General features: G+C 73.6%; 18 protein-coding genes. 8 read left to right on the forward strand and 10 right to left on the reverse strand.

The features are described from left to right. Window positions 1-143: 143 nt before the first annotated feature. Entirely contained in the window at window positions 144-356 is a 213-nt protein-coding gene (locus tag Srubr_RS16515) for a dodecin (protein WP_189989203.1), read from the forward strand. A gap of 16 nt (window positions 357-372) precedes the next feature. On the opposite strand, the gene Srubr_RS16520 is transcribed toward Srubr_RS16515, so the two are convergent. Beyond that, complete coding sequence (locus tag Srubr_RS16520) at window positions 373-864, reverse strand: phosphatase domain-containing protein (RefSeq protein WP_189989205.1); 492 nt, start codon at window positions 862-864, stop codon at window positions 373-375. 84 nt (window positions 865-948) lie between these two features. Between Srubr_RS16520 and Srubr_RS16525 the strand changes: the two genes are divergently transcribed. The 3 genes from Srubr_RS16525 to Srubr_RS16535 all read left to right on the forward strand — a co-directional run bounded on the left by Srubr_RS16525 (window position 949) and on the right by Srubr_RS16535 (window position 4,592). Next, complete coding sequence (locus tag Srubr_RS16525) at window positions 949-1,956, forward strand: LLM class flavin-dependent oxidoreductase (RefSeq protein ID WP_189989207.1); 1,008 nt, start codon at window positions 949-951, stop codon at window positions 1,954-1,956. Window positions 1,957-2,036: 80 nt separating this feature from the next. Then, window positions 2,037-2,231, forward strand: coding sequence for an antitoxin (locus tag Srubr_RS16530; RefSeq protein ID WP_189989209.1), 195 nt, complete (start codon window positions 2,037-2,039; stop codon window positions 2,229-2,231). A 30-nt stretch (window positions 2,232-2,261) separates the two neighbouring features. Beyond that, window positions 2,262-4,592 (forward strand): ATP-binding cassette domain-containing protein, encoded by a 2,331-nt coding sequence (locus Srubr_RS16535; protein ID WP_189989211.1) that lies wholly within the window; start codon window positions 2,262-2,264, stop codon window positions 4,590-4,592. 30 nt (window positions 4,593-4,622) lie between these two features. On the opposite strand, the gene Srubr_RS16540 is transcribed toward Srubr_RS16535, so the two are convergent. The 5 genes from Srubr_RS16540 to Srubr_RS16560 form a co-directional block, all read right to left on the reverse strand. After that, entirely contained in the window at window positions 4,623-5,489 is an 867-nt protein-coding gene (locus tag Srubr_RS16540) for a lysophospholipid acyltransferase family protein (protein ID WP_189989212.1), read from the reverse strand. After that, window positions 5,489-6,259 carry a GNAT family N-acetyltransferase gene (locus Srubr_RS16545; RefSeq protein ID WP_189989215.1) on the reverse strand — a complete coding sequence of 257 codons (771 nt, stop codon included), beginning with the start codon at window positions 6,257-6,259 and terminating at the stop codon, window positions 5,489-5,491. The genes Srubr_RS16540 and Srubr_RS16545 overlap by 1 nt, the downstream gene beginning before the upstream one ends. A 410-nt stretch (window positions 6,260-6,669) precedes the next feature. Beyond that, window positions 6,670-7,419: a succinate dehydrogenase/fumarate reductase iron-sulfur subunit gene (locus tag Srubr_RS16550; RefSeq protein ID WP_030780434.1), complete on the reverse strand. Its 750-nt coding sequence runs from the start codon at window positions 7,417-7,419 to the stop codon at window positions 6,670-6,672. After that, a complete protein-coding gene (locus tag Srubr_RS16555; protein WP_189989217.1) occupies window positions 7,416-9,362 on the reverse strand; it encodes a fumarate reductase/succinate dehydrogenase flavoprotein subunit in 1,947 nt (648 codons plus the stop codon). The genes Srubr_RS16550 and Srubr_RS16555 overlap by 4 nt, the downstream gene beginning before the upstream one ends. A gap of 2 nt (window positions 9,363-9,364) precedes the next feature. Then, entirely contained in the window at window positions 9,365-10,036 is a 672-nt protein-coding gene (locus Srubr_RS16560) for a succinate dehydrogenase (protein WP_189989219.1), read from the reverse strand. Between the two features lie 120 nt (window positions 10,037-10,156). Between Srubr_RS16560 and Srubr_RS16565 the strand changes: the two genes are divergently transcribed. Then, window positions 10,157-11,041, forward strand: coding sequence for a LysR family transcriptional regulator (locus Srubr_RS16565; protein WP_189989221.1), 885 nt, complete (start codon window positions 10,157-10,159; stop codon window positions 11,039-11,041). A gap of 9 nt (window positions 11,042-11,050) precedes the next feature. Here the strand turns inward: Srubr_RS16565 and Srubr_RS16570 are convergent, their stop codons facing one another. Beyond that, window positions 11,051-11,941 carry an NAD(P)H-binding protein gene (locus tag Srubr_RS16570; protein WP_189989223.1) on the reverse strand — a complete coding sequence of 297 codons (891 nt, stop codon included), beginning with the start codon at window positions 11,939-11,941 and terminating at the stop codon, window positions 11,051-11,053. 147 nt (window positions 11,942-12,088) lie between these two features. On the opposite strand from Srubr_RS16570, the gene Srubr_RS16575 reads away from it, so the two are divergent. Next, on the forward strand, window positions 12,089-13,021 hold the full coding sequence (locus tag Srubr_RS16575) for a LysR family transcriptional regulator (protein ID WP_189989225.1): 933 nt from the start codon (window positions 12,089-12,091) through the stop codon (window positions 13,019-13,021). A 271-nt stretch (window positions 13,022-13,292) separates the two neighbouring features. Here the strand turns inward: Srubr_RS16575 and Srubr_RS16580 are convergent, their stop codons facing one another. The 3 genes from Srubr_RS16580 to Srubr_RS16590 form a co-directional block, all read right to left on the reverse strand. After that, on the reverse strand, window positions 13,293-15,431 hold the full coding sequence (locus tag Srubr_RS16580) for a putative bifunctional diguanylate cyclase/phosphodiesterase (RefSeq protein ID WP_189989227.1): 2,139 nt from the start codon (window positions 15,429-15,431) through the stop codon (window positions 13,293-13,295). After that, on the reverse strand, window positions 15,428-16,240 hold the full coding sequence (locus Srubr_RS16585) for an SAM-dependent methyltransferase (RefSeq protein WP_189989229.1): 813 nt from the start codon (window positions 16,238-16,240) through the stop codon (window positions 15,428-15,430). The genes Srubr_RS16580 and Srubr_RS16585 overlap by 4 nt, the downstream gene beginning before the upstream one ends. A 275-nt stretch (window positions 16,241-16,515) precedes the next feature. Next, on the reverse strand, window positions 16,516-17,475 hold the full coding sequence (locus tag Srubr_RS16590; RefSeq protein ID WP_189989805.1) for an SCO0930 family lipoprotein: 960 nt from the start codon (window positions 17,473-17,475) through the stop codon (window positions 16,516-16,518). 807 nt (window positions 17,476-18,282) lie between these two features. Here Srubr_RS16590 and Srubr_RS41440 point away from each other — a divergent pair. Both Srubr_RS41440 and Srubr_RS16595 read left to right on the forward strand, forming a co-directional pair. Beyond that, complete coding sequence (locus Srubr_RS41440; protein ID WP_268257559.1) at window positions 18,283-18,411, forward strand: hypothetical protein; 129 nt, start codon at window positions 18,283-18,285, stop codon at window positions 18,409-18,411. A 31-nt stretch (window positions 18,412-18,442) separates the two neighbouring features. Continuing rightward, complete coding sequence (locus Srubr_RS16595) at window positions 18,443-19,207, forward strand: bestrophin-like domain (RefSeq protein ID WP_189989230.1); 765 nt, start codon at window positions 18,443-18,445, stop codon at window positions 19,205-19,207. The last annotated feature ends 14 nt before the right edge of the window (window positions 19,208-19,221 follow it).

Genomic DNA, 19,221 nt, shown 5'->3' on the forward strand with positions numbered 1-19,221 from the left:
GTGGGCTCGTACGGGTGTGCTGGATTTTGGTATGTACCAATGCGGAGGTCAAGCGCTACCCGGCGGTACGCCCTCCGACGCCATGCGGAGCGGGCGCGGATAGTGCACGGTGGAGTACGGCGTGAGACGTAAGGAGCACCCGCATGACGAACCACACCTACCGGGTCACCGAGATCGTCGGCACCTCGCACGAGGGCGTGGACCAGGCCATCCGCAACGGCATCGCGCGCGCCGACCGGACGCTGCGCAACCTGGACTGGTTCGAGGTGACCCAGGTCCGCGGCCAGATCGAGAACGGCCGGATCGAGCACTACCAGGTGGGTCTGAAGGTCGGCTTCCGCATCGAGGACGCCTGAGCCGTCCCGGCGCGCGTCAGGTGCGGCCCTCCCGCTCCTGCGCCTCCTCGACCGCGGCCGACTTCTCCGCCCAGCGCGCCCGTACGACGGTGAACCCGGCTCGTTCGGCGTCGTCGCACACCAGCTCGTCGTCGTCCACGAGGACCTCGACCTCGTGGTCCCGGGCGAGCCGGCGCAGGATCTCCAGTTTGGTGCGGCGGGCCGGTCTGCGGTCGGCGTCGCGCCGCATGAACACCCGCCCCTCGGGCAGTCCGTGCGCCGCGAGCCAGTCCAGCGTGTCCCGGCGGTACCGCTCGGGACGGCCGGTGAGGTAGACGACCTCGCGGGCGCGGGCGCTCTCCACGGCCAGCGCCACGCCCTCGGCGAGCGGCGGGTCCGCGGGCGCGGCGGCGAAGAACGCGGCCCAGTCCCGCGGCCGGCGCTCCAGGAAGTGCTGGCGGTGGGCGGTGTCGGCCAGCGTGTTGTCGAGGTCGAACACGGCGATCGGCGGCCTGTCGCGGTCGGTCACACAGTCACCCTAGCCAGCCGCCGTTCGCCGCGCGCCCGCACGGCCCTCCGGGAATCCTGGGCACGTCCCGGCGTTGAACACTGCGTGAGCAGCACAGTGATCAGCCGCACCCGGTTCTCCGTCCTCGACCGCTCGCGCACCCGCGAGGGCCGTCCGCCCGGCGAGGCGCTGCGGGACACCGTCGCACTGGCCCGGGAGGCGGAGGCGCTCGGGTACCACCGGTTCTGGGTGTCCGAGCACCACGGCGTGCCCGGGGTCGCCGGGTCCGCGCCGACCGTGCTCGCCGCCGCGGTCGCCGCCGCCACCCGCTCCATCCGGGTGGGCACGGGCGGGGTCATGCTGCCCAACCACCGGACTCTGGTCGTCGCCGAGCAGTTCGGGGTGCTGGAGTCGCTGTTCCCGGGGCGTGTCGACATGGGGCTGGGCCGCTCGGTCGGCTTCACGGACGGGGTGCGCAAGGCGCTGGGCCGGGACAAGGGCGACGCCGAGGACTTCGCGGCCCAGCTCGGCGAACTGCTGGACTGGTTCACGGGCGGCTCGCCGACCGGGGTGCGGGCCCGGCCCGCCGAGGGCCTGACCGTGCCGCCGTTCGTGCTGGCCCTGGGCGAGGGCGCGCGGATCGCGGCCCGCGCGGGCCTGCCCATGGTCATCGGCGATCTGCGGGGCCGGGAGAAGATGCTGCGCGGCATCGACCAGTACCGCTCCCTGTTCCGCCCGTCCCGCTGGGCGGCCGAGCCGTACGTGGTGATCTCCGGCACGGTCGCGGTCGCCGGCACCGAGGCCGAGGCGCGCCGGCTGCTGGTCCCCGAGGCCTGGTCGCTGGCCTACTCCCGCACCCGCGGTACCTTCCCGCCGCTCGCCCCGGCCGAGTCCGTGGAGGGTCGGACGATGACCGCGAAGGAGCGTGACTTCTACGAGTCCGCGCTCGCCGGGCACATCGCGGGCACCCCGGAGCAGGTCGCGCACGAGCTGGAGTCGGTGCTGAAGGAGACAGGCGCCGACGAGGTGCTCGTGACGACCAGCACCTACGACCGTACGGGGCTGCTGGACTCCTTCCGGCGGCTGGCCGCGCTGTTCGCGCCGGGCCGGTGAGCCCCCGGTCCCCGAGATGCGGTTCCGGCGCGGGCCGGTGACCCTGGGAGGGCAAGCCTGTCAGCGACGAGGAGGCTGCCATGTCCATGCTGGACAAGCTCAAGCAGATGATCAAGGGCCACGAGAGTACGGCCGACAAGGGCATCGACAAGGGCGGCGACTACATCGACCAGCGCACCGGCGGCAAGTACCAGTCACGGGTCGACACCGGTCAGGACAAGCTGAGGGACGAGTTCGGCACCCGGCCGCAGGACCCGGGCAACCCTCCGCGGTAGCGGCGCACGGGGGCGGATAGAGTTCCCCCGATGCACACCCCTTACGACCCTTACGTCCGCGTCCGCGGCGCCCGCGAGCACAACCTCAAGGGCGTGGACGTGGACATTCCCCGGGACGTGCTGGCCGTGTTCACCGGGGTCTCCGGTTCGGGCAAGTCCTCGCTGGCGTTCGGCACCGTCTACGCCGAGGCCCAGCGGCGGTACTTCGAGTCGGTCGCGCCGTACGCGCGCCGGCTGATCCACCAGATCGGGGCCCCGAAGGTCGGCGAGATCACCGGGCTGCCGCCCGCGGTCTCGCTCCAGCAGCGCCGCTCGGCCCCCACCTCACGCTCCTCGGTGGGCACGGTCACCCATCTCTCCAACTCGCTGCGGATGCTGTTCTCGCGGGCCGGCAGCTACCCTGCGGGCGCGGAGCGGCTGGATTCGGACGCGTTCTCGCCGAACACGGCCGCCGGGGCCTGCCCGCGCTGCCACGGCCTCGGGGAAGTCCACGACACCACCGAGGAGTTGCTGGTCCCGGACCCCTCGCTGTCCATCCGCGAGGGGGCGATCGCGGCCTGGCCGGGTGCCTGGCAGGGCAAGAACCTGCGGGACATCCTGGACACGCTCGGCCATGACGTGGACCGGCCCTGGCGCGAGCTGCCCGCCGAACAGCGCCACTGGATCCTGTTCACCGACGAGCAGCCGGTCGTCACCGTCCACCCGGTGCGCGACGCCGACCGCATCCAACGGCCGTACCAGGGCACCTACACGAGCGCGCGCCGGTATGTGCTCAAGACCTTCGCCGACACCAAGTCGGCCACCCTGCGGGCGAAGGCGGAGCGGTTCCTGACCAGCACCCCCTGCCCGGACTGCGGCGGCAGCCGGCTGCGGCCGGAGGCGCTCGCGGTGACCTACGGCGGCCGGACCATCGCCGAACTCGCCGCGCTGCCGCTGACCGACCTCGCGGGGCTGCCCGACGGCGACGACGAGACGGCGCGCGTCCTCACCGCCGACCTGAAGTCCCGGATCGCGCCGGTGGTCGAGCTGGGCCTCGGCTATCTGAGCCTGGACCGGGCCGCCCCCACGCTGTCCCCGGGCGAGCTGCAACGGCTGCGACTGGCCACCCAGTTGCGTTCCGGGCTGTTCGGCGTGGTGTACGTGCTGGACGAGCCGTCCGCCGGGCTGCACCCGGCGGACACCGAGGCGCTGCTCACCGTGCTGGAGCGGCTCAAGGCGGCCGGCAACTCGGTGTTCGTGGTGGAACACCATCTGGACGTGGTGCGCGGCGCCGACTGGGTGGTCGACGTGGGTCCCGGCGCGGGCGAGCGCGGCGGCCGGGTGCTGTACAGCGGGCCGCCCGCCGAACTGGCCTCCGTGGCCGGGTCGGCGACGGCCGCCTACCTCTTCGACGAGTCGCCCGGTCCGGCGCGCGAGGTCCGCGAGCCGCGCGGCTGGCTGACGGTGGGGCCGGTGACCCGGCACAATCTGCGCGCGGTCACGGCCCGCGTCCCGCTCGGCGCGTTCACCGCGGTCACCGGTGTCTCCGGTTCCGGAAAGTCCACGCTGGTCGGGGAGCTGACGCAGGATCTGCCGGGGGTGGGACGGCTGGTCCGGGTCGACCAGAAGCCCATCGGCCGCACCCCGCGCTCCAACCTGGCCACCTACACGGGCCTGTTCGACGTCGTACGGAAGGTGTTCGCCGGCACCGAGGAGGCGCGGGCGCGCGGGTACGGGGTCGGCCGGTTCTCCTTCAACGTGCCCGGCGGGCGCTGCGAGACCTGCCAGGGCGAGGGGTTCGTGAGCGTGGAGCTGCTGTTCCTGCCGAGCACCTACGCGCCCTGCCCGGACTGCGCGGGCGCCCGCTACAACCCCGGGACGCTCCAGGTGCGGTACCGGGGGCGGACGATCGCCGAGGTACTGGACCTGACGGTGGAGGCGGCAGCGGAGTTCTTCGCGGACACCCCGGCCGCCGCCCGGAGCCTGCGCACCCTGCTGGACGTGGGCCTGGGCTATCTGCGGCTCGGGCAGCCCGCGACCGAGCTGTCCGGCGGGGAGGCGCAGCGGATCAAGCTGGCGAGCGAGCTCCAGCGGGGGCGCCGGAGCCACACCCTGTATCTGCTGGACGAGCCGACGACCGGGCTGCACCCGGCCGATGTGGAGGTGCTGACGGACCGGTTGCACGGGCTGGTCGACGCCGGGCACACGGTCGTCGTGGTCGAGCACGACATGACGGTGGTCGCGGGCGCCGACTGGGTGATCGACCTCGGCCCGGGCGGCGGCGACCGCGGCGGCCGCATCGTGGCGCAGGGCCCACCGGACGAGGTGTCCCGGGCCCAGGGCAGCGCGACCGCGCCCTATCTCGCGCGGGTCCTGCCCTGACCGCCCGGGCCGGCCCGGCCCCGGCCCCGGTCATGCCCTGAGGACCGGGCGGCCCGCCCGCGTGTCGTGGCCGAGCGGGCGCGCCCGGGCGCCGGCGACCAGGGCCGCGTGGGTCCAGGCGGGCTCGGGGGCGGGCGGCTGGGCGGCGCGGGCCAGGGTGCGGCGGTCGGGGTGGGTGCCCGGCCGGATCAGCGGGCGCAGCTCCACTTCGGCGACCAGGCCCCGGGTGCGGGCCACCCGCCACAGCGAGGCCAGCAGGGTGTCCTCGCCGACGAAGGCCGCCGCGGTGCCGGGGCCGCCGTCCCGCCGCCGGTAGCGCAGCCCGACCGGCTGGACCGGTACACCCGCGTCGAGCGCTGCCTGGAACACGGCCCGGCGGAACCGGCCCTGGGCGCGTCCGCACCAGGTGCTGCCCTCGGGGAAGGCGGTCACGGCCCCGCCCGCGCGCAGCGTGCCGGCGATCCGGGCCACGGTGCCGGGCAGGGCGCGCAGCCGGTCCCGTTCGAGGAACAGGGCCCCGCCGCGCGCGGCGAGCGCGCCCGCCAGGGGCCACCGCCGGACCTCGGACTTGGCGAGCATCCGGGCCGGGCGTACGGCGGCGAGCAGCGGTATGTCCAGCCAGGAGACGTGGTTGGCGACGAGCAGCAGCCCGCCGTCCGGCGGTGCGGTGCCGGTGACCCGGAACCGGACCCCGGCGGCCCGCACGATCAGCCCGCACCACCGCCGGACCCACGCGGCGGGGACCCGTCCGCCGAACGGGGACAGCGCGATCCCGGCCAGCACCAGGGCCGCGAGCCCGGTCAGCCGCAGCACGGCCCGGGGAACGGACGCGGTGGCCCGGACGGGCTCCACGCAGGCGGCCGGGGTGCACGGCGCGGTGGGCAGCCAGCCGCTCATCAGGCCGGGACGAGGGAGAGGAAGTGACGCAGATAGCGCGGGTCGACCCGGCGTATGGACAGCAGGACGTACAGGTCGGCGACGCCGAAGGCGGGGTCGTGCGCGGGTGCGCCGCACACCCAGGCGCCGAGCCGGAGGTAGCCGCGCAGCAGGGCGGGCAGCTCGGTGCGGGCGGCCGGGGCGGTGGCGGGCGCCGTCCACGGCAGCAGGGGCCGGACCCGGAACTCCTCGGGCGCCAGGTGCCGTTCGCTCACCCGCTGCCAGGTGCCGGCGGCGAGGGCGCCGCCGTCGGCGAGCGGTACGGAGCAGCAGCCGGCCAGCCACTCGTGGCCCCGGTCGGTCATGTAGCGGGCGATGCCGGCCCAGATCAGGCCGATGACGGCGCCGTCGCGGTGGTCGGGGTGGACGCAGGAGCGGCCGACCTCGACCAGCCGCGGCCGGATCGCGTCGAGCGCGGTGAGGTCGAACTCGCCGTCGGAGTAGAGCCGTCCGGCGACGGCGGCCCGCTCCGGCGGCAGCAGCCGGTAGGTGCCGACGATCTGCCCGGTCGCCTCCTCGCGGACGAGGAGGTGGTCGCAGTAGGCGTCGAAGGCGTCGATGTCGTGCCCCGGTTCCGGGGTGGCCAGCAGGGCCCCCATCTCCCCGGCGAAGACGTCGTGCCGCAGCCGCTGCGCGGCACGCACGTCGGCCTCGTCGCGGGCGAGGGTGACGGTGTAGCGGGCGGGGGCCGCGGGCTGCGGGGGACGGTCGAGAGTGGGAACGCCGGTCATGGCTTACTCCTGGGCACGGGCCGGGTCGGCAGGGGCGGCGGGCCCGGTGCGCGCGGCCCTCCGCTCCTGTTCTTCCGAGGCCGGTTGGCGTGCGCGTGACCGGTGCCGGGAGCGCGGATGTGGGGCGGGTGAACGCCCCGGTCAGCCGTCCCGGGTGACGCGGCCGGCGAGCAGCCGCCCTCGCCCTCGCCCTCGCCCTCGCCCTCGCCCTCGCCCTCGCCCTCGCCCTCGCCCTCGCCCTCGCCCTCGCCCTCGCCCTCGCCCTCGCCCTCGCCCGGATTATGCCGTCCGCTCGTTCCCGAAGAGCACGGCGGCAGGCTACCGGGAGCCGGAACACCAGACGGGGCCGGGGGAGCACCTCCCCGGCCCCGCCCGCCCGCCTGTGGTCGGCGAACGTCTTCAGGCTGCGGCTACCTCTTGCCGGCCTTCCTGGTGGCCCGCAGCCACTCCTTGTTCATGCTGGTGATGGACATCAGCGGAATGCCCTTGGGGCAGGCCGTGGCGCACTCTCCGGTGAGCGTGCAGCCGCCGAAGCCCTCGGCGTCCATCTGGGCCACCATGTCCAGCACCCGGGTCTCCCGCTCGGGCGCGCCCTGGGGCAGCACGTTGAGGTGGTTGACCTTGGCGGAGGTGAACAGCATCGCCGCGCCGTTGGGGCACGCGGCCACGCACGCCCCGCAGCCGATGCACTCGGCGTGCTCGAACGCGAAGTCGGCGTCGGCCTTGGGCACCGGGGTGGCGTGGGCCTCCGGCGCGGCACCGGTGGGGGCGGTGATGTAGCCGCCGGCCTGGATGATCCGGTCGAACGCCGACCGGTCCACCACCAAGTCCTTGATCACCGGGAAGGCGGACGCCCGCCACGGCTCGATGTCGATGGTGTCGCCGTCCTTGAAGGACCGCATGTGCAGCTGGCAGGTGGTGGTGCGCTCCGGCCCGTGCGCGTCGCCGTTGATGACGAGGCTGCACGCGCCGCAGATGCCCTCGCGGCAGTCGTGGTCGAAGGCGACGGGCTCCTCGCCGGACAGGATGAGCTGTTCGTTGAGGACGTCCAGCATCTCCAGGAAGGACATGTCGGGCGAGATGTCGTCCACCTCATAGGTGGACATCGCTCCTTCGGCGCCGGCGTTCTTCTGCCGCCAGACGCGCAGGGTGAGCTTCATGCGTAGCTCCGCTGGGTGGGGTGGACGTACTCGAAGACCAGGTCTTCCTTGTGCAGGACGGGGGCCTCGCCGGTGCCGGTGAACTCCCAGGCGGCGGCGTAGGAGAACTCCTCGTCCTTGCGGGCCGCCTCACCGTCGGGGGTCTGGGACTCCTCGCGGAAGTGGCCGCCGCAGGACTCGGTGCGGTGCAGCGCGTCGAGGCACATCAGCTCGGCGAGCTCCAGGTAGTCGACGATCCGGTTGGCCTTCTCCAGCGACTGGTTGAACTCCTCGCCGGTGCCGGGGACCTTGATGCGGCGCCAGAACTCCTCGCGGATCTGCGGGATGCGTTCCAGGGCCTTGCGCAGCCCGGCGTCGGAGCGCGCCATGCCGCAGAACTCCCACATCAGCTCGCCGAGTTCGCGGTGGAAGGAGTCCGGGGTGCGGTCGCCGTCCACCGCCAGCAGCAGGTTGATCCGGTCCTCGGTCTCGGCCAGCACCTCCTGGACGGCGGGGTGCTGGTCGGTGACCGGGTCCTGGTGGGGGTTGCGGGCGAGGTAGTCGTTGATGGTGGCCGGCAGCACGAAGTAGCCGTCGGCCAGGCCCTGCATCAGGGCGGAGGCGCCGAGCCGGTTGGCGCCGTGGTCGGAGAAGTTGGCCTCGCCGATCGCGAACAGGCCGGGGATGGTGGTCTGCAGGTCGTAGTCGACCCACAGGCCGCCCATCGTGTAGTGCACGGCCGGGTAGATGCGCATCGGCACCTCGTACGGATCCTCGTCGGTGATCCGCTGGTACATGTCGAAGAGGTTGCCGTACTTGGCCTCGACGGCCTTCCGGCCCATGCGCTTGATGGCGTCGGCGAAGTCAAGGTAGACGCCCTGGCCGCCGGGGCCCACTCCCCTGCCCTCGTCGCAGACGTTCTTCGCGGCACGGGAGGCGATGTCCCGGGGCACCAGGTTGCCGAAGGACGGGTAGATGCGTTCGAGGTAGTAGTCGCGCTCGTCCTCGGGGATCTGGTGCGGCGGGCGGGTGTCGCCCTTGGCCTTGGGCACCCAGATCCGGCCGTCGTTGCGCAGCGACTCGCTCATCAGGGTCAGCTTGGACTGGTGGTCGCCGGTGCGCGGGATGCAGGTCGGGTGGATCTGGGTGAAGCACGGGTTGGCGAAGTAGGCGCCGCGCCGGTGCGCCCGCCAGATCGCGGTCGCGTTGGAGTTCATGGCGTTGGTCGACAGGTAGAAGACGTTGCCGTAGCCGCCGGAGGCGAGGACGACGGCGTCCGCGAAGTACGTGTCGATCTTCCCGGTGATCAGGTCCCGGGCGACGATGCCGCGCGCCCGGCCGTCGACGACGATCAGGTCCAGCATCTCGGTGCGCGGGTGCATCTCCACGTTCCCGGCGGCGATCTGCCGGGACAGCGCCTGGTAGGCGCCGAGGAGGAGCTGCTGGCCCGTCTGGCCGCGGGCGTAGAAGGTGCGGGAGACCTGGACGCCGCCGAAGGAGCGGGTGTCGAGCAGGCCGCCGTACTCGCGGGCGAACGGCACGCCCTGGGCCACGCACTGGTCGATGATCTCCACGGAGATCTGCGCGAGCCGGTGCACGTTGGACTCGCGGGCGCGGAAGTCGCCGCCCTTGACGGTGTCGTAGAACAGCCGGTGGATGGAGTCGCCGTCGTTGCGGTAGTTCTTCGCCGCGTTGATGCCGCCTTGCGCGGCGATGGAGTGGGCCCGGCGCGGGGAGTCCTGGTAGCAGAACTGGACGACGTGGTAGCCCTGTTCGGCGAGGGTGGCGCCGGCGGAGCCGCCCGCGAGGCCGGTGCCCACCACGATCACCGTGTGCTTGCGCCGGTTGGCCGGGTTGACCAGCTTGGCCTCGAACCGGCGCGTGTCCCAGCGCTCGTGGATCGGGCCGGACGGGGCCTTGGTGTCGGTGACCGGGGCGCCGGTCGCGTAGTCGGTGTACGTCATGGTCAGCTCACCACTCCGGTCATGACGCCCACGGGTACGGCGATGAAGCCGGCCGTGAGCAGCAGCGCGAGGACGTTGGCGACGGTCTTCAGGGCGCGGTCGCGGGCGCGGCTGCCGACGCCGAGGGTCTGGGCGGCGCTCCAGAAGCCGTGCCGGATGTGCAGGCCGAGCGCGAGCATCGCGACGATGTAGATGACGTTGCCGTACCAGGTGGAGAAGGTGTCCACGACGTTCTGGTACGGGTGTCCCTCCTGGAAGCCGCCGGAGTGCACGGTGCCGGTGGTCAGGTCGAGGACGTGCCAGACGATGAACAGCCCGAGGATGACACCGCCCCAGCGCATGGTGCGCGTCGCGTAGCTCGCCCGTGGCTTGCTGTGGACGTACCGGGTGGGGCGGGCCTTGAGGTCGCGGCGGCTGAGCTGGTAGGCGGAGGTGGCGTGGGCGACCACGGCGACGACGAGGACGACCCGGATCAGCCAGAGCGTCCACTCGTAGTGCATGAAGGGTTCGCCGACGGTGCGCAGCCAGTGCCCGTAGTGGTTGAACTCGTCCGGGCCGAAGAAGATCTTCAGATTGCCGATGACGTGGGCGACCAGGTACAGCAGCATGATCACGCCGCTGACGGCCATGACCGTCTTCTTGCCGACGGAGCTGTCCCACACGGTACGCGCCATGGACGGCCGTCGGTCCGTCCGCGTTGCCAGAGCCATGGCACAGAACGCTAGGGCCGAAGGTCCCGATCGGTCCAAGACATGGTGCAGCTTGTTTCCATAGGCTGAGGCTATGCTGGCTAGGTGCAGTTCCAGCAGCTCCAGTACTTCGTGGCCGTCGCCGAGACCCGGCACTTCACCCGGGCCGCCGAACGGGTCCACGTGGCCCAGCCGTCGCTGTCCCAGCAGATCAGGGCGCTGGAGCGGGAGCTGGGAGCGGATCTGTTCCTGCGCGCCCGGGGCAACATCACGCTCACCGACGCCGGCGAGGCGCTGCTGCCGCTGGCCCGGCGCATCCTGGCCGACGCGGACACCGCCCGGCACGAGGTGCAGGAGCTGGTGCAGCTGCGCCGGGGTCGGGTGCGGCTGGGGGCGACACCGAGTCTGTGCACCGGGCTGCTGCCGGACGTGCTGCGCGCCTTCCACGACCGCTATCCGGGCATCCGGCTGCTGATCGAGGAGGGCGGCTCCCACGACCTGGTGCGCGAGCTGGCGCGGGGTGCGCTCGACCTGGCCCTGGTCGTACTGCCGCTGCCGACGCCGGCGCCCGCGCTGACCACGGTGGAGCTGCTGCGCGAGGACCTGGTGGTGGTGTCCTCGCCGGAGGCGCCGGCGCCCGGCCGGGGCGGGCGGGTGATCCGTATCGCCGACCTGGCGGGCGAGCGGCTGGTGATGTTCCGGCACGGGTACGACCTGCGGGAGCTGACCGTGGCCGCGTGCCGGGCGGAGGGCTTCGAACCGGACTTCGCGGTGGAGGGCGGCGAGATGGACGCGGTGCTGGGGTTCGTCCGGGCCGGGCTGGGGGTGGCGGTGGTGCCGCGCATGGTCGCCACCCGGGCCGGGCGCGGGCTGCGGGTGACCCCGCTGGCCCGGCCCGGACTGCACCGTACGATCGCGCTCGCCCACCGCAGCGACGTGGCCCCGCCGCGGGCGGCGCGCGAGTTGCAGCGGATGCTGCTGGAGCGCTGAGCCGCGGACTCAGCCGAGGACCGCGGGCCTGAGCACCTGCTCGCACCACTGGCGGAAACCGGTCGGCGCGGCGTCGGGGGTGACGGGCACGCCGGCGCCGTAGAAGTCCTGCTCGTCCAGGGCGCGCATCATGTCGGCCAGGCCCTGGGCCGCGGCCTCGCTCGCGCCGTACCGCAGCAGCGCCGCCTTCTGCTCCTCGGCGCCGATCCGGCGGAAGCGGACCGGCCGGTCCAGCACCTCGGACACCACCCGGGCCATGCCCTCGGGCGTCAGGTCGTCGGGGCCCGCCATCGGTACGTCGGCCTGGCCGGTCCAGGCGCCGTCGAGCAGCAGGCGCGCCGCCGTGGCGCCGATGTCCCGGGTGGCGCAGGTGCGCAGCACCCGGTCGCCGGGCACCGCCATGGCCAGCTCACCGCCGTCGCGCAGCGCGGGGGCCTGGGCGAGCAGGTTCTCCATCAGGTACGGCGGGCACAGCGCCCGGTGGTGCACGCCGGTGGCCCGGACCTCGTCGTCGGCGGCCAGCGAGGCCGAGATCTGCCCGGCGTGGCCGGCCACCCCGCGGCCGAGGGTGGAGACGGCGACGACCCGCTCCACGCCCTGCGTCGCGATCGCGTCCACGAGCGGCCGGGTGAAGGCGCGGAAGTGGCCCTCGACGCTGTCGGCGGTGAGCGACGGCGGCACCAGCCAGAACACCCGGTCGGCACCCGCGCACGCCTTGGCCATGACGTCGGGGTCGGCGTGCGAGCCGGTGACGGCCTCCACGCGGTCGCGTACCCGCGAGGGCAGACGGGCGGGGTCGCGGACGACGACGCGCACCGGTCCCGCCGCGTCCCCGGCGTCGAGGAGGGAAGCGAGTACCTGGCCGCCGATCTGGCCGGTGGGGGTGGTGACGAGGATCATGAGGGCTCCGGAGAGGTCTGCTCGGCGAGCGGAAGAAAGTGAGCGGAAGAAGACGTGCCCGAGCCTGCCCGCCGGGGCCCGGGAACCGAAGGACCGGCCGGCTCAGGGTTGTTACCCTCAGGGCAATACCGAGCGGAGGGGTACGGGGTGGACTCCCGCCTGTTGCACTACTTCGTCGCCGTGGCCGAGGAACTCAACTTCGCCCGCGCCGCCGAGCGGCTGGGCATCTCCCCGCCGCCGCTGTCCCGGGCGATCCGCCGGCTGGAGACCGAGCTGGGGGTGCCCCTGTTCGACCGGACCACGCACCGCGTCGCGCTGACCGAGGCGGGCGAGGTGCTGCTGCCGGAGGCACGGTTCGCGCTGGACGCCCTCGATGCGGCCGGGCGGCGGGCGCGGCGCGCGGCCGGACCGGACCGGAAACTGGTCCTGGCGGTCAAGGCCGACGGCGACGCGGGGCTGCTGGAGCCCCTCCTGGAGCACTACGCCGCCCGGCCCGGCGCGCTGCCGGTGACGGTCCGGCTGTGCGCCTGGCGGGAACAGCCCGGGCTGCTGCGGCGCGGGGAGGCGGACGCGGCGCTGCTGCACGAGCCGTTCGACAGCACCGGCCTGGACAGCGAGGCCCTGCTCGAAGAGGGCCGGGTCGCCGCCCTCGGCTCGGCCCACCCGCTGGCCGGCCGCGACCGGATCACCCTCGCCGACCTGGGCCTGCGGCCGGGCGGACTGCACCGGTTCCTCGAAGAGACGCGCGGCGCGGGCCGGGACCTCGCCCAGCTGCTCACGCTCGTCGCGCTGGGCGACGCGGTGGCCGTGCTGCCGGCGTCCGTCGCCGGCCGCTACCCGCGCCCCGGGGTCGTCTACCGGCCCGTCACCGACGCACCGCCCTCGCTCCTGGCGATCGCCTGGCCGCAGCAGTCCCGCTCCCTGGCCACGGCCGCGCTGGTACGGTCGGCCGCCGCCGTGGCCGCGACGGCGCGCGGCGCGGAGGCCGGCGGTCCGGACCCCGCGGGCACGCCCGCCGCAGCCCTTTCGTCCACAGGGGCCAACGCGGCGGCCTCCGGCGGACCGGGCGCCCGCACGTAGTCGACCGTCCCGGCCGCCCCCGCCCGTCCGGACAGGGGCGAGGACGACGCCGGCACGGCACCCCGGAAGTCCCGTGGCGCGAAGAGCGGGACGACGCGACGGCCACCGGCGGACCGGCCGCCCAGCCGCTCCCGGCCACGCGCCGCGCGCGGGATGCCGCCGCGGTCGTACGGCCTGCCCCGTCATCGCCCCGGGTCCGCAGGAGCTCCCCGCGCCGGGCGGGAGGCGAGGCGGGGAGAGGACCGGCGGGTCGCGGGAATCCGGGCGCCGGTCAGCCCGTCGCGTCCACCAGGGTCAGGTCGTGGAGCCGCTCCGGCGGGCCCGGGCGGGCGTAGTACCAGCCCTGGGCCGTGTCACAGCCCAGTATGCGCAGTTGCTCGGCCTGGGCGCCGGTCTCCACGCCCTCGACGGTGACCGCCAGGTCGAGGCTGTGGGCGAGGGAGACGATGCCCTCCACGATCTTCAGGTCGACGGGGTCGGCGGGGAACCGCTGCATGCCCTGGGTGAAGGAGCGGTCGAGCTTGAGGATGCTGACCGGCAGCCGGCGCAGGTTGGCGAGGTTGGAGTAGCCGGTGCCGAAGTCGTCCAGGGCGATGTCGACGCCCATCTCGGCGAGCCGGCGCAGCGGTTTGAGGAGGTCGTCGTCGGCGCCGATGAGCGCGGACTCGGTGACCTCCAGGCACAGCGCGTCCGGGGTGACGCCCGCGCGTTCGAGGATCTCGACGGTGTCCTGCACCAGCCCCGGGTGACCGAGCTGGCAGGGCGAGAGGTTGACGTTGATCCGCAGCGGGCCGCACTGCCCGCCGTGGCGTTCGCGCCAGGCGCGGGCCTGCCGGATCGACTCCTCCAGCACCCACCGGCCGAGCGGCACGATCAGACCGGTGTGCTCGGCGAGCGGGATGAACCGGTCCGGGCCGAGCACACCGTGCTGCGGATGCAGCCACCGCACCAGGGCCTCGGCCCCGCGCACACTGCCGTCCCCGAGGTGCACCAGGGGCTGGTACTCGATGAAGAACTCGCCACGTTCCAGCGCGGTCGGCAGGGCCGTGGTCAGGCCGTGCCGGGTGATGGCGCGGGCGTCGGCCTCGGGGTCGGCGAGTTCCGCGCGGTTGCCGCCCGCCGACTTCGCCCGGTACATGGTGATGTCGGCGCTGCGCAGCACCTCGGCGGCGGTACGCTCGCCGGCCGGTCCCTCCACGATGCCCAGGCTGCCCCGGACCAGCAGATCGCGGCCGTCGATGCTGATCGGGGTCACGAGCGCGTTCATGATGCGCTCGGCGAGTTCGTCGACCCCGCGCTCGGTGCCGGGGCCGGTGGTCAGGGCCACGAACTCGTCGCCGCCGAGCCGGGCGACCATCTCGCCGGGCGCGGTCGCGCAGGACTGGAGCCGGTCGGCGACCTCCACCAGCAGCCGGTCACCGGCCGCGTGACCGAGGCTGTCGTTGATGGTCTTGAAGCCGTCCAGGTCCAGGTAGCACAGGCCGAACCGCTGGCCCTCGCCCGCGTTCAGGACCTTCTCCAGCCGCTCGAAGAACAGCGTGCGGTTGGGCAGGCCGGTCAGGGCGTCGTGGGTGGCCTCGTAGCGCAGCCGCAGATTGAGCAGCCGGCGCTCGGTGGTGTCCTCCATGAGGGCGAGCTGGTACTGCGGGCTGCCGTCGGCGTCCCGCAGCAGCGAGACGGTCAGATTGGTCCACAGGACCGTTCCGTCGGGCCGGTTGAACGCCTTCTCCACGTGGTAGTGCTCGCGCTCGCCGCGCACCAGCTCCTCGTACAGCCGCCGGATGTGCGGGGCGTCCTCGGGGTGCGCCCAGTCCTGGACGCGCCGGCCGCGCAGGGTCTGCTCGGACAGGCCGAACATGCGCAGCAGCGCCTCGTTGACCTGGAGGACGTTGCCGCGCAGGTCGGCGATGCCGATCCCTATGGCGGCGCCCTCGAAGACCGCGCGGAAGCGGGCCTCGCTGGCGTGCAGCGCCTGGGCGACCACGCCCTGCGCCCGCAACGCGGCCTGGGCGATGGCCTCCTGCTCGGCACGGGTGCGCTCGCGCAGCGCCTGGGCGTAGCCGGCGGCCATCGCGTGCTGCAACCGCGAGGAACGCAGCCGCAGTTCCTCCTGGGGGCCGTCCTCGCCGCAGTACAGGACCAGGTAGGCGTCGACGCAGTCCAGGGTGCGGACCAGCGCCTCGGGGTCGGTGCAGTGCGCGCCGACCAGGGCGGCCCCGACGGCCTTCGCCGCGTCCGCGTCGAAGAGGCGGGCGTGCAGCAGCTCGCTCAACCGGCGCGCGAGCGGCAGGAGTTCCTCCGCGAACTCGGCGCGGGTCAGCGAGGTCGAGGTCACCGGGTAGACCGCCCGGCTCCAGATGGTCGTCAGGCGGCGCAGTCTGTCCTCCGGCCCGTCCGATTCCGCGCTCACGCCGAACGCCCCACGCCGGCCAATCCGGAGAAGGCATACGGGTCCTCGTCCTCCGGCGCCGAGTCCGGGCGCCAGTGCGGCATCTGCACCAGTCCGGGTTCCACCATGTCGTACCCCTCGAAGAACCGCGCGACCTCGTCGCGCGAGCGCATGATCAGCGGGCTGCGAATGTCCTTGTATACGTCCACCGCTCCCTCGGCCCGCTCGGCGGGCAGCGGGATTCCCTCGTACGAGGCATGGGTGAGGATCAGCAGGCTGCCGGGCGCGAGCGCCTCGCGCAGCTCGGCCACCGCACCGTACGGGTCGTCCGCGTCGTCCACGAAGTGCAGTATGGCAACGAGCAGCAGCGCCACCGGACGCCTCAGGTCGATGAGCCTCTCCAGCCGGGGGCTGGTCAGGATCTCCCGGGGCTTGAGGAGGTCGGCGGCGATCACGTCCGCGTCGTCGTTGTCCGCGAGCACGGCCTCGCTGTGCGCGACGGCCACCGGGTCGTGGTCGACGTAGACCACCCGGGCGCCCGGTACGGCGGCCTGGGCCACCTCGTGGACGTTGCCGAACGTGGGGATGCCGGAGCCGATGTCGAGGAACTGGGTGATGCCCTCGCCGGCCGCGAACCGCACCGCGCGGCGCATGAACGCCCGGTTGGCCTGCATGACCTTCGGCAGGCCCGGCATGAACTCCATGGCCCGGCGCGCGGCCTCCCGGTCCACCTCGAAGTTGTGCGAACCGCCCAGGTAGTAGTCGTAGATCCGCGAGACGCTCGGCACCGAGATGTCGATGCTGCGTGGGGCCCAGGCAGGACGCTCCATAAATGTCTCCAAAGCGTGGACAGGTGTAGGCGATCCGGTGTTCGAGCAGAGGCTACTGATCGCCCGCCGAAGGAGCGACCCGAAACGGAAATTGACCATCCGTTCCCGGTCACTGCCTGCGGCAAGTGCCCGTACGACCCCGGTCCGTGACGACGCGACCGCCCTGACGGGTTCCGGCGCGCGCACGACGATCCGCCCCCTCCGCGCGATGCGGAGGGGGCGGATCGTCGTGCGCGCGCCGGGCCGGGGCGGGTGATCGACCCTGGGGAGGTGATCTACGCGCCCGGGGCGCCGACCGGCTTGCCGTCGGGCGACACGGCGTACCAGGTGCCGCCCACGCCCTGACCCTTGGTGTCGCCCGGGGCCTTGTCCCCGGAGAAGGTGTAGACGGGCCAGCAGTCGACGGTCATCTGCCGGGTCCCGTCGGCACGGGTGAAGGGCATGAGGCCCTTCTTCTTCACGCCCTTGGTGTCGTCCGCGGCGACCGGGGCGACGGCCGGCCACTTCTCCAGGCAGGCCCCGGAGCAGTTCGAGACGGACTCGGGCCAGGCCTTGTCCTTCAGGAAGCGGTAGACGGTCCTGCCCTCGCGGTCCACGACGATCTCCCCGAGTTCCGGGTCCTCGCGGACGGACAGCCCGGGCGGAGCGGACCGCCCGGCCTTCTCCCCGGTCGGGGTGATCGCGAACCAAGTGCCGCCTACACCCTGGCCGTTCACGTCACCGGCGTTGACGTCCTTGGCGTAGCGGTAGGCGGGCCGGCCGCCGATGGTGAGCTGCTTGGAGCCGTCCGCGCGGGTAACCTCGCCGAGCAGCGCCCGGTCGATGCCGGCGCCGGCGGTGGCGTCGTCGGCGGGGACCGGCGGCCACGTGGTGGCGCAGTCGCCGGAGCAGTTGGACCTCGGCGGGTCGGCGGTGTCCTTGTCGAACCGGTAGAGGGTGAGGCCGGAGCCGTCGGTCAGCACCTTGCCGAGTCCGGGGTCGCTCGCCACGGTGAGCTCGCCCGCGGGGGTGCCCGGGGCCGTGGAGTCCTGGGTGTCGTCGGCGCCGTAGCCGTTGCCCGCGCCGATCGCGGTGCCGCCGCCCGGCTCCGCGGCGTCGCCCGCCGCGACCGTCGCCCCGGCGTTCCGCGCCGCCGACGCGGGAGTGGTGCCGGCGTCCTGACCGCACGCCGTCGTCAGGGCCAGCACCGCGGCGGCCGTGGCCACCAGTGAGGCGGTCCGCCAGGAGGTCTTCATCGTCAACTCCCCATCGTCACCTGGATACCGCGGCGCCTTCCGCGCCGCCGCACGGCCATGGGTACGGGGAGAGGAGGCCGCCGTGTTCAACGGCGGGCGGGAATCTCTTCCATGGGGTCCCCGACAGGCGGGGCACTCGGCATATGCGGCTGTTCCGTCCGTCAAACCTCCGGTCGGTCAAACTCCCTCGTTCGGAGCAACCTTGGGCCACTGTGGGGCAGCGCCGTCCCGCCGCGCCTCATGATCTGCCTCGTGCATGGACCCGAAGTGACCCGATGCGCACCCACCGCACGGGTGCTGGCCCTGCTGACACTGACCTGGGCCCTGGTGGGCTGGCCGGCCGGCACCGCGTCGGCCGACGCCTGCGCGTACGCCTCGACGGGCCCGGACGGCACGGTGGCGGTGGCCCACGCCGGCGGCCACCACCGGCCCCACCCGCCCGGCCACCACGACTGGCCCCACCCTCCCGGCCACCACCACTGGCCTCACCCACCCGGCGGCCATCACTGGCCCGACCCGCCCTGCCCGAAACCACCGCCCCCGCCCCCGTGTCCGCCCGAACCGACGCCCACGCCCACGCCGAAGCCCCCACCACCCCCGAAGCCGACACCGACCACACCACCCGAACCGACGCCCACCCCCACCCCCACTCCGACAGCCACCCCCACGCCTCGGCCACCCGCCCGGCCCGCCCCGGCACCCCCGCCGACGCCCACCCCCGTCATCCGCACCCCCACACCCACCCCGTCCCCCAAACCCCCGCCGAAACCGGCCCCCAGGCCCACCCCGCGGCCCTCCGCGACACCCGTGAGTTACCCGGTGTACCACCCGCACGCCGTCCGTCGTCCGGCGCGCCGGCACACCACTCCCGTCACCTACGTCCTGCTCATCACCATCCCGGCGATCGTGGCCGTCGCCGCCCTGCGCCCGCGCTGACGCGCCGGCCCCTCACTCCTGGAGGCACCAGTTGTCGGATTGGCTTGTTCTCGTCCTCGCGATGGCGGGGGCCTGTGCCGTGGTGGTCGTCATCACACTGGTGCGGCAGCGGACGGCCTCCGAGGACGAGGATCCCAGCGAGACCCCCGACGTCATCGAGTACATGACGATGTGGATCGGCGTCATCTACGCCATCGTCCTGGGTCTGGCCATCGCGGGCGTGTGGGAGGCCCGCAGCGCCGCGCAGGACCACGTGCAGGCGGAGGCGCAGGCGCTGCACGAGATCTCGGAGCGGGTGCGCGTGTACCCGCCGGAGGTCCGGGACCGGGTCCGCGCGGACGTGGACGCCTACGTCGAGTACGTCGTCCACACCGAGTGGCGGCGGATGGCGGACGAGCAGCAGGTCACCGAGCGCGGCGGCGAACTGCTCGGCCGTGTCCGGGCGGACGTCACCGACTACCGTCCGGGGAACGACTTCGAGGCGCAGGCCTACCAGCCACTGCTGGACCAGATGGCCGCCGCCGACCAGGCGCGCAACGCGCGCGCCGACTCCACCGGGGTCACCATGCCGCCGGTCGTGTGGTGGGGCCTGATCACCGGCGGGCTGATCACCATCGGCATGGTGTTCGCGCTCCAGATCCGGCGCACCGGCCGGGAGTTGGTCCTGGCCGGGCTGTTCTCCGCGACCATCGCCTTCATGCTGTTCCTCATCTGGGACTTCGACGCGCCGTACAGCCGGGGCATCGCGGTGACCGCGGAGCCGTTCCTCACCATGTTCCCCGGCGCCGGCGGCTGACTTCCGGCCACGAC

The organism is Streptomyces rubradiris, from assembly GCF_016860525.1.
Taxonomy (GTDB): domain Bacteria; phylum Actinomycetota; class Actinomycetes; order Streptomycetales; family Streptomycetaceae; genus Streptomyces; species Streptomyces rubradiris.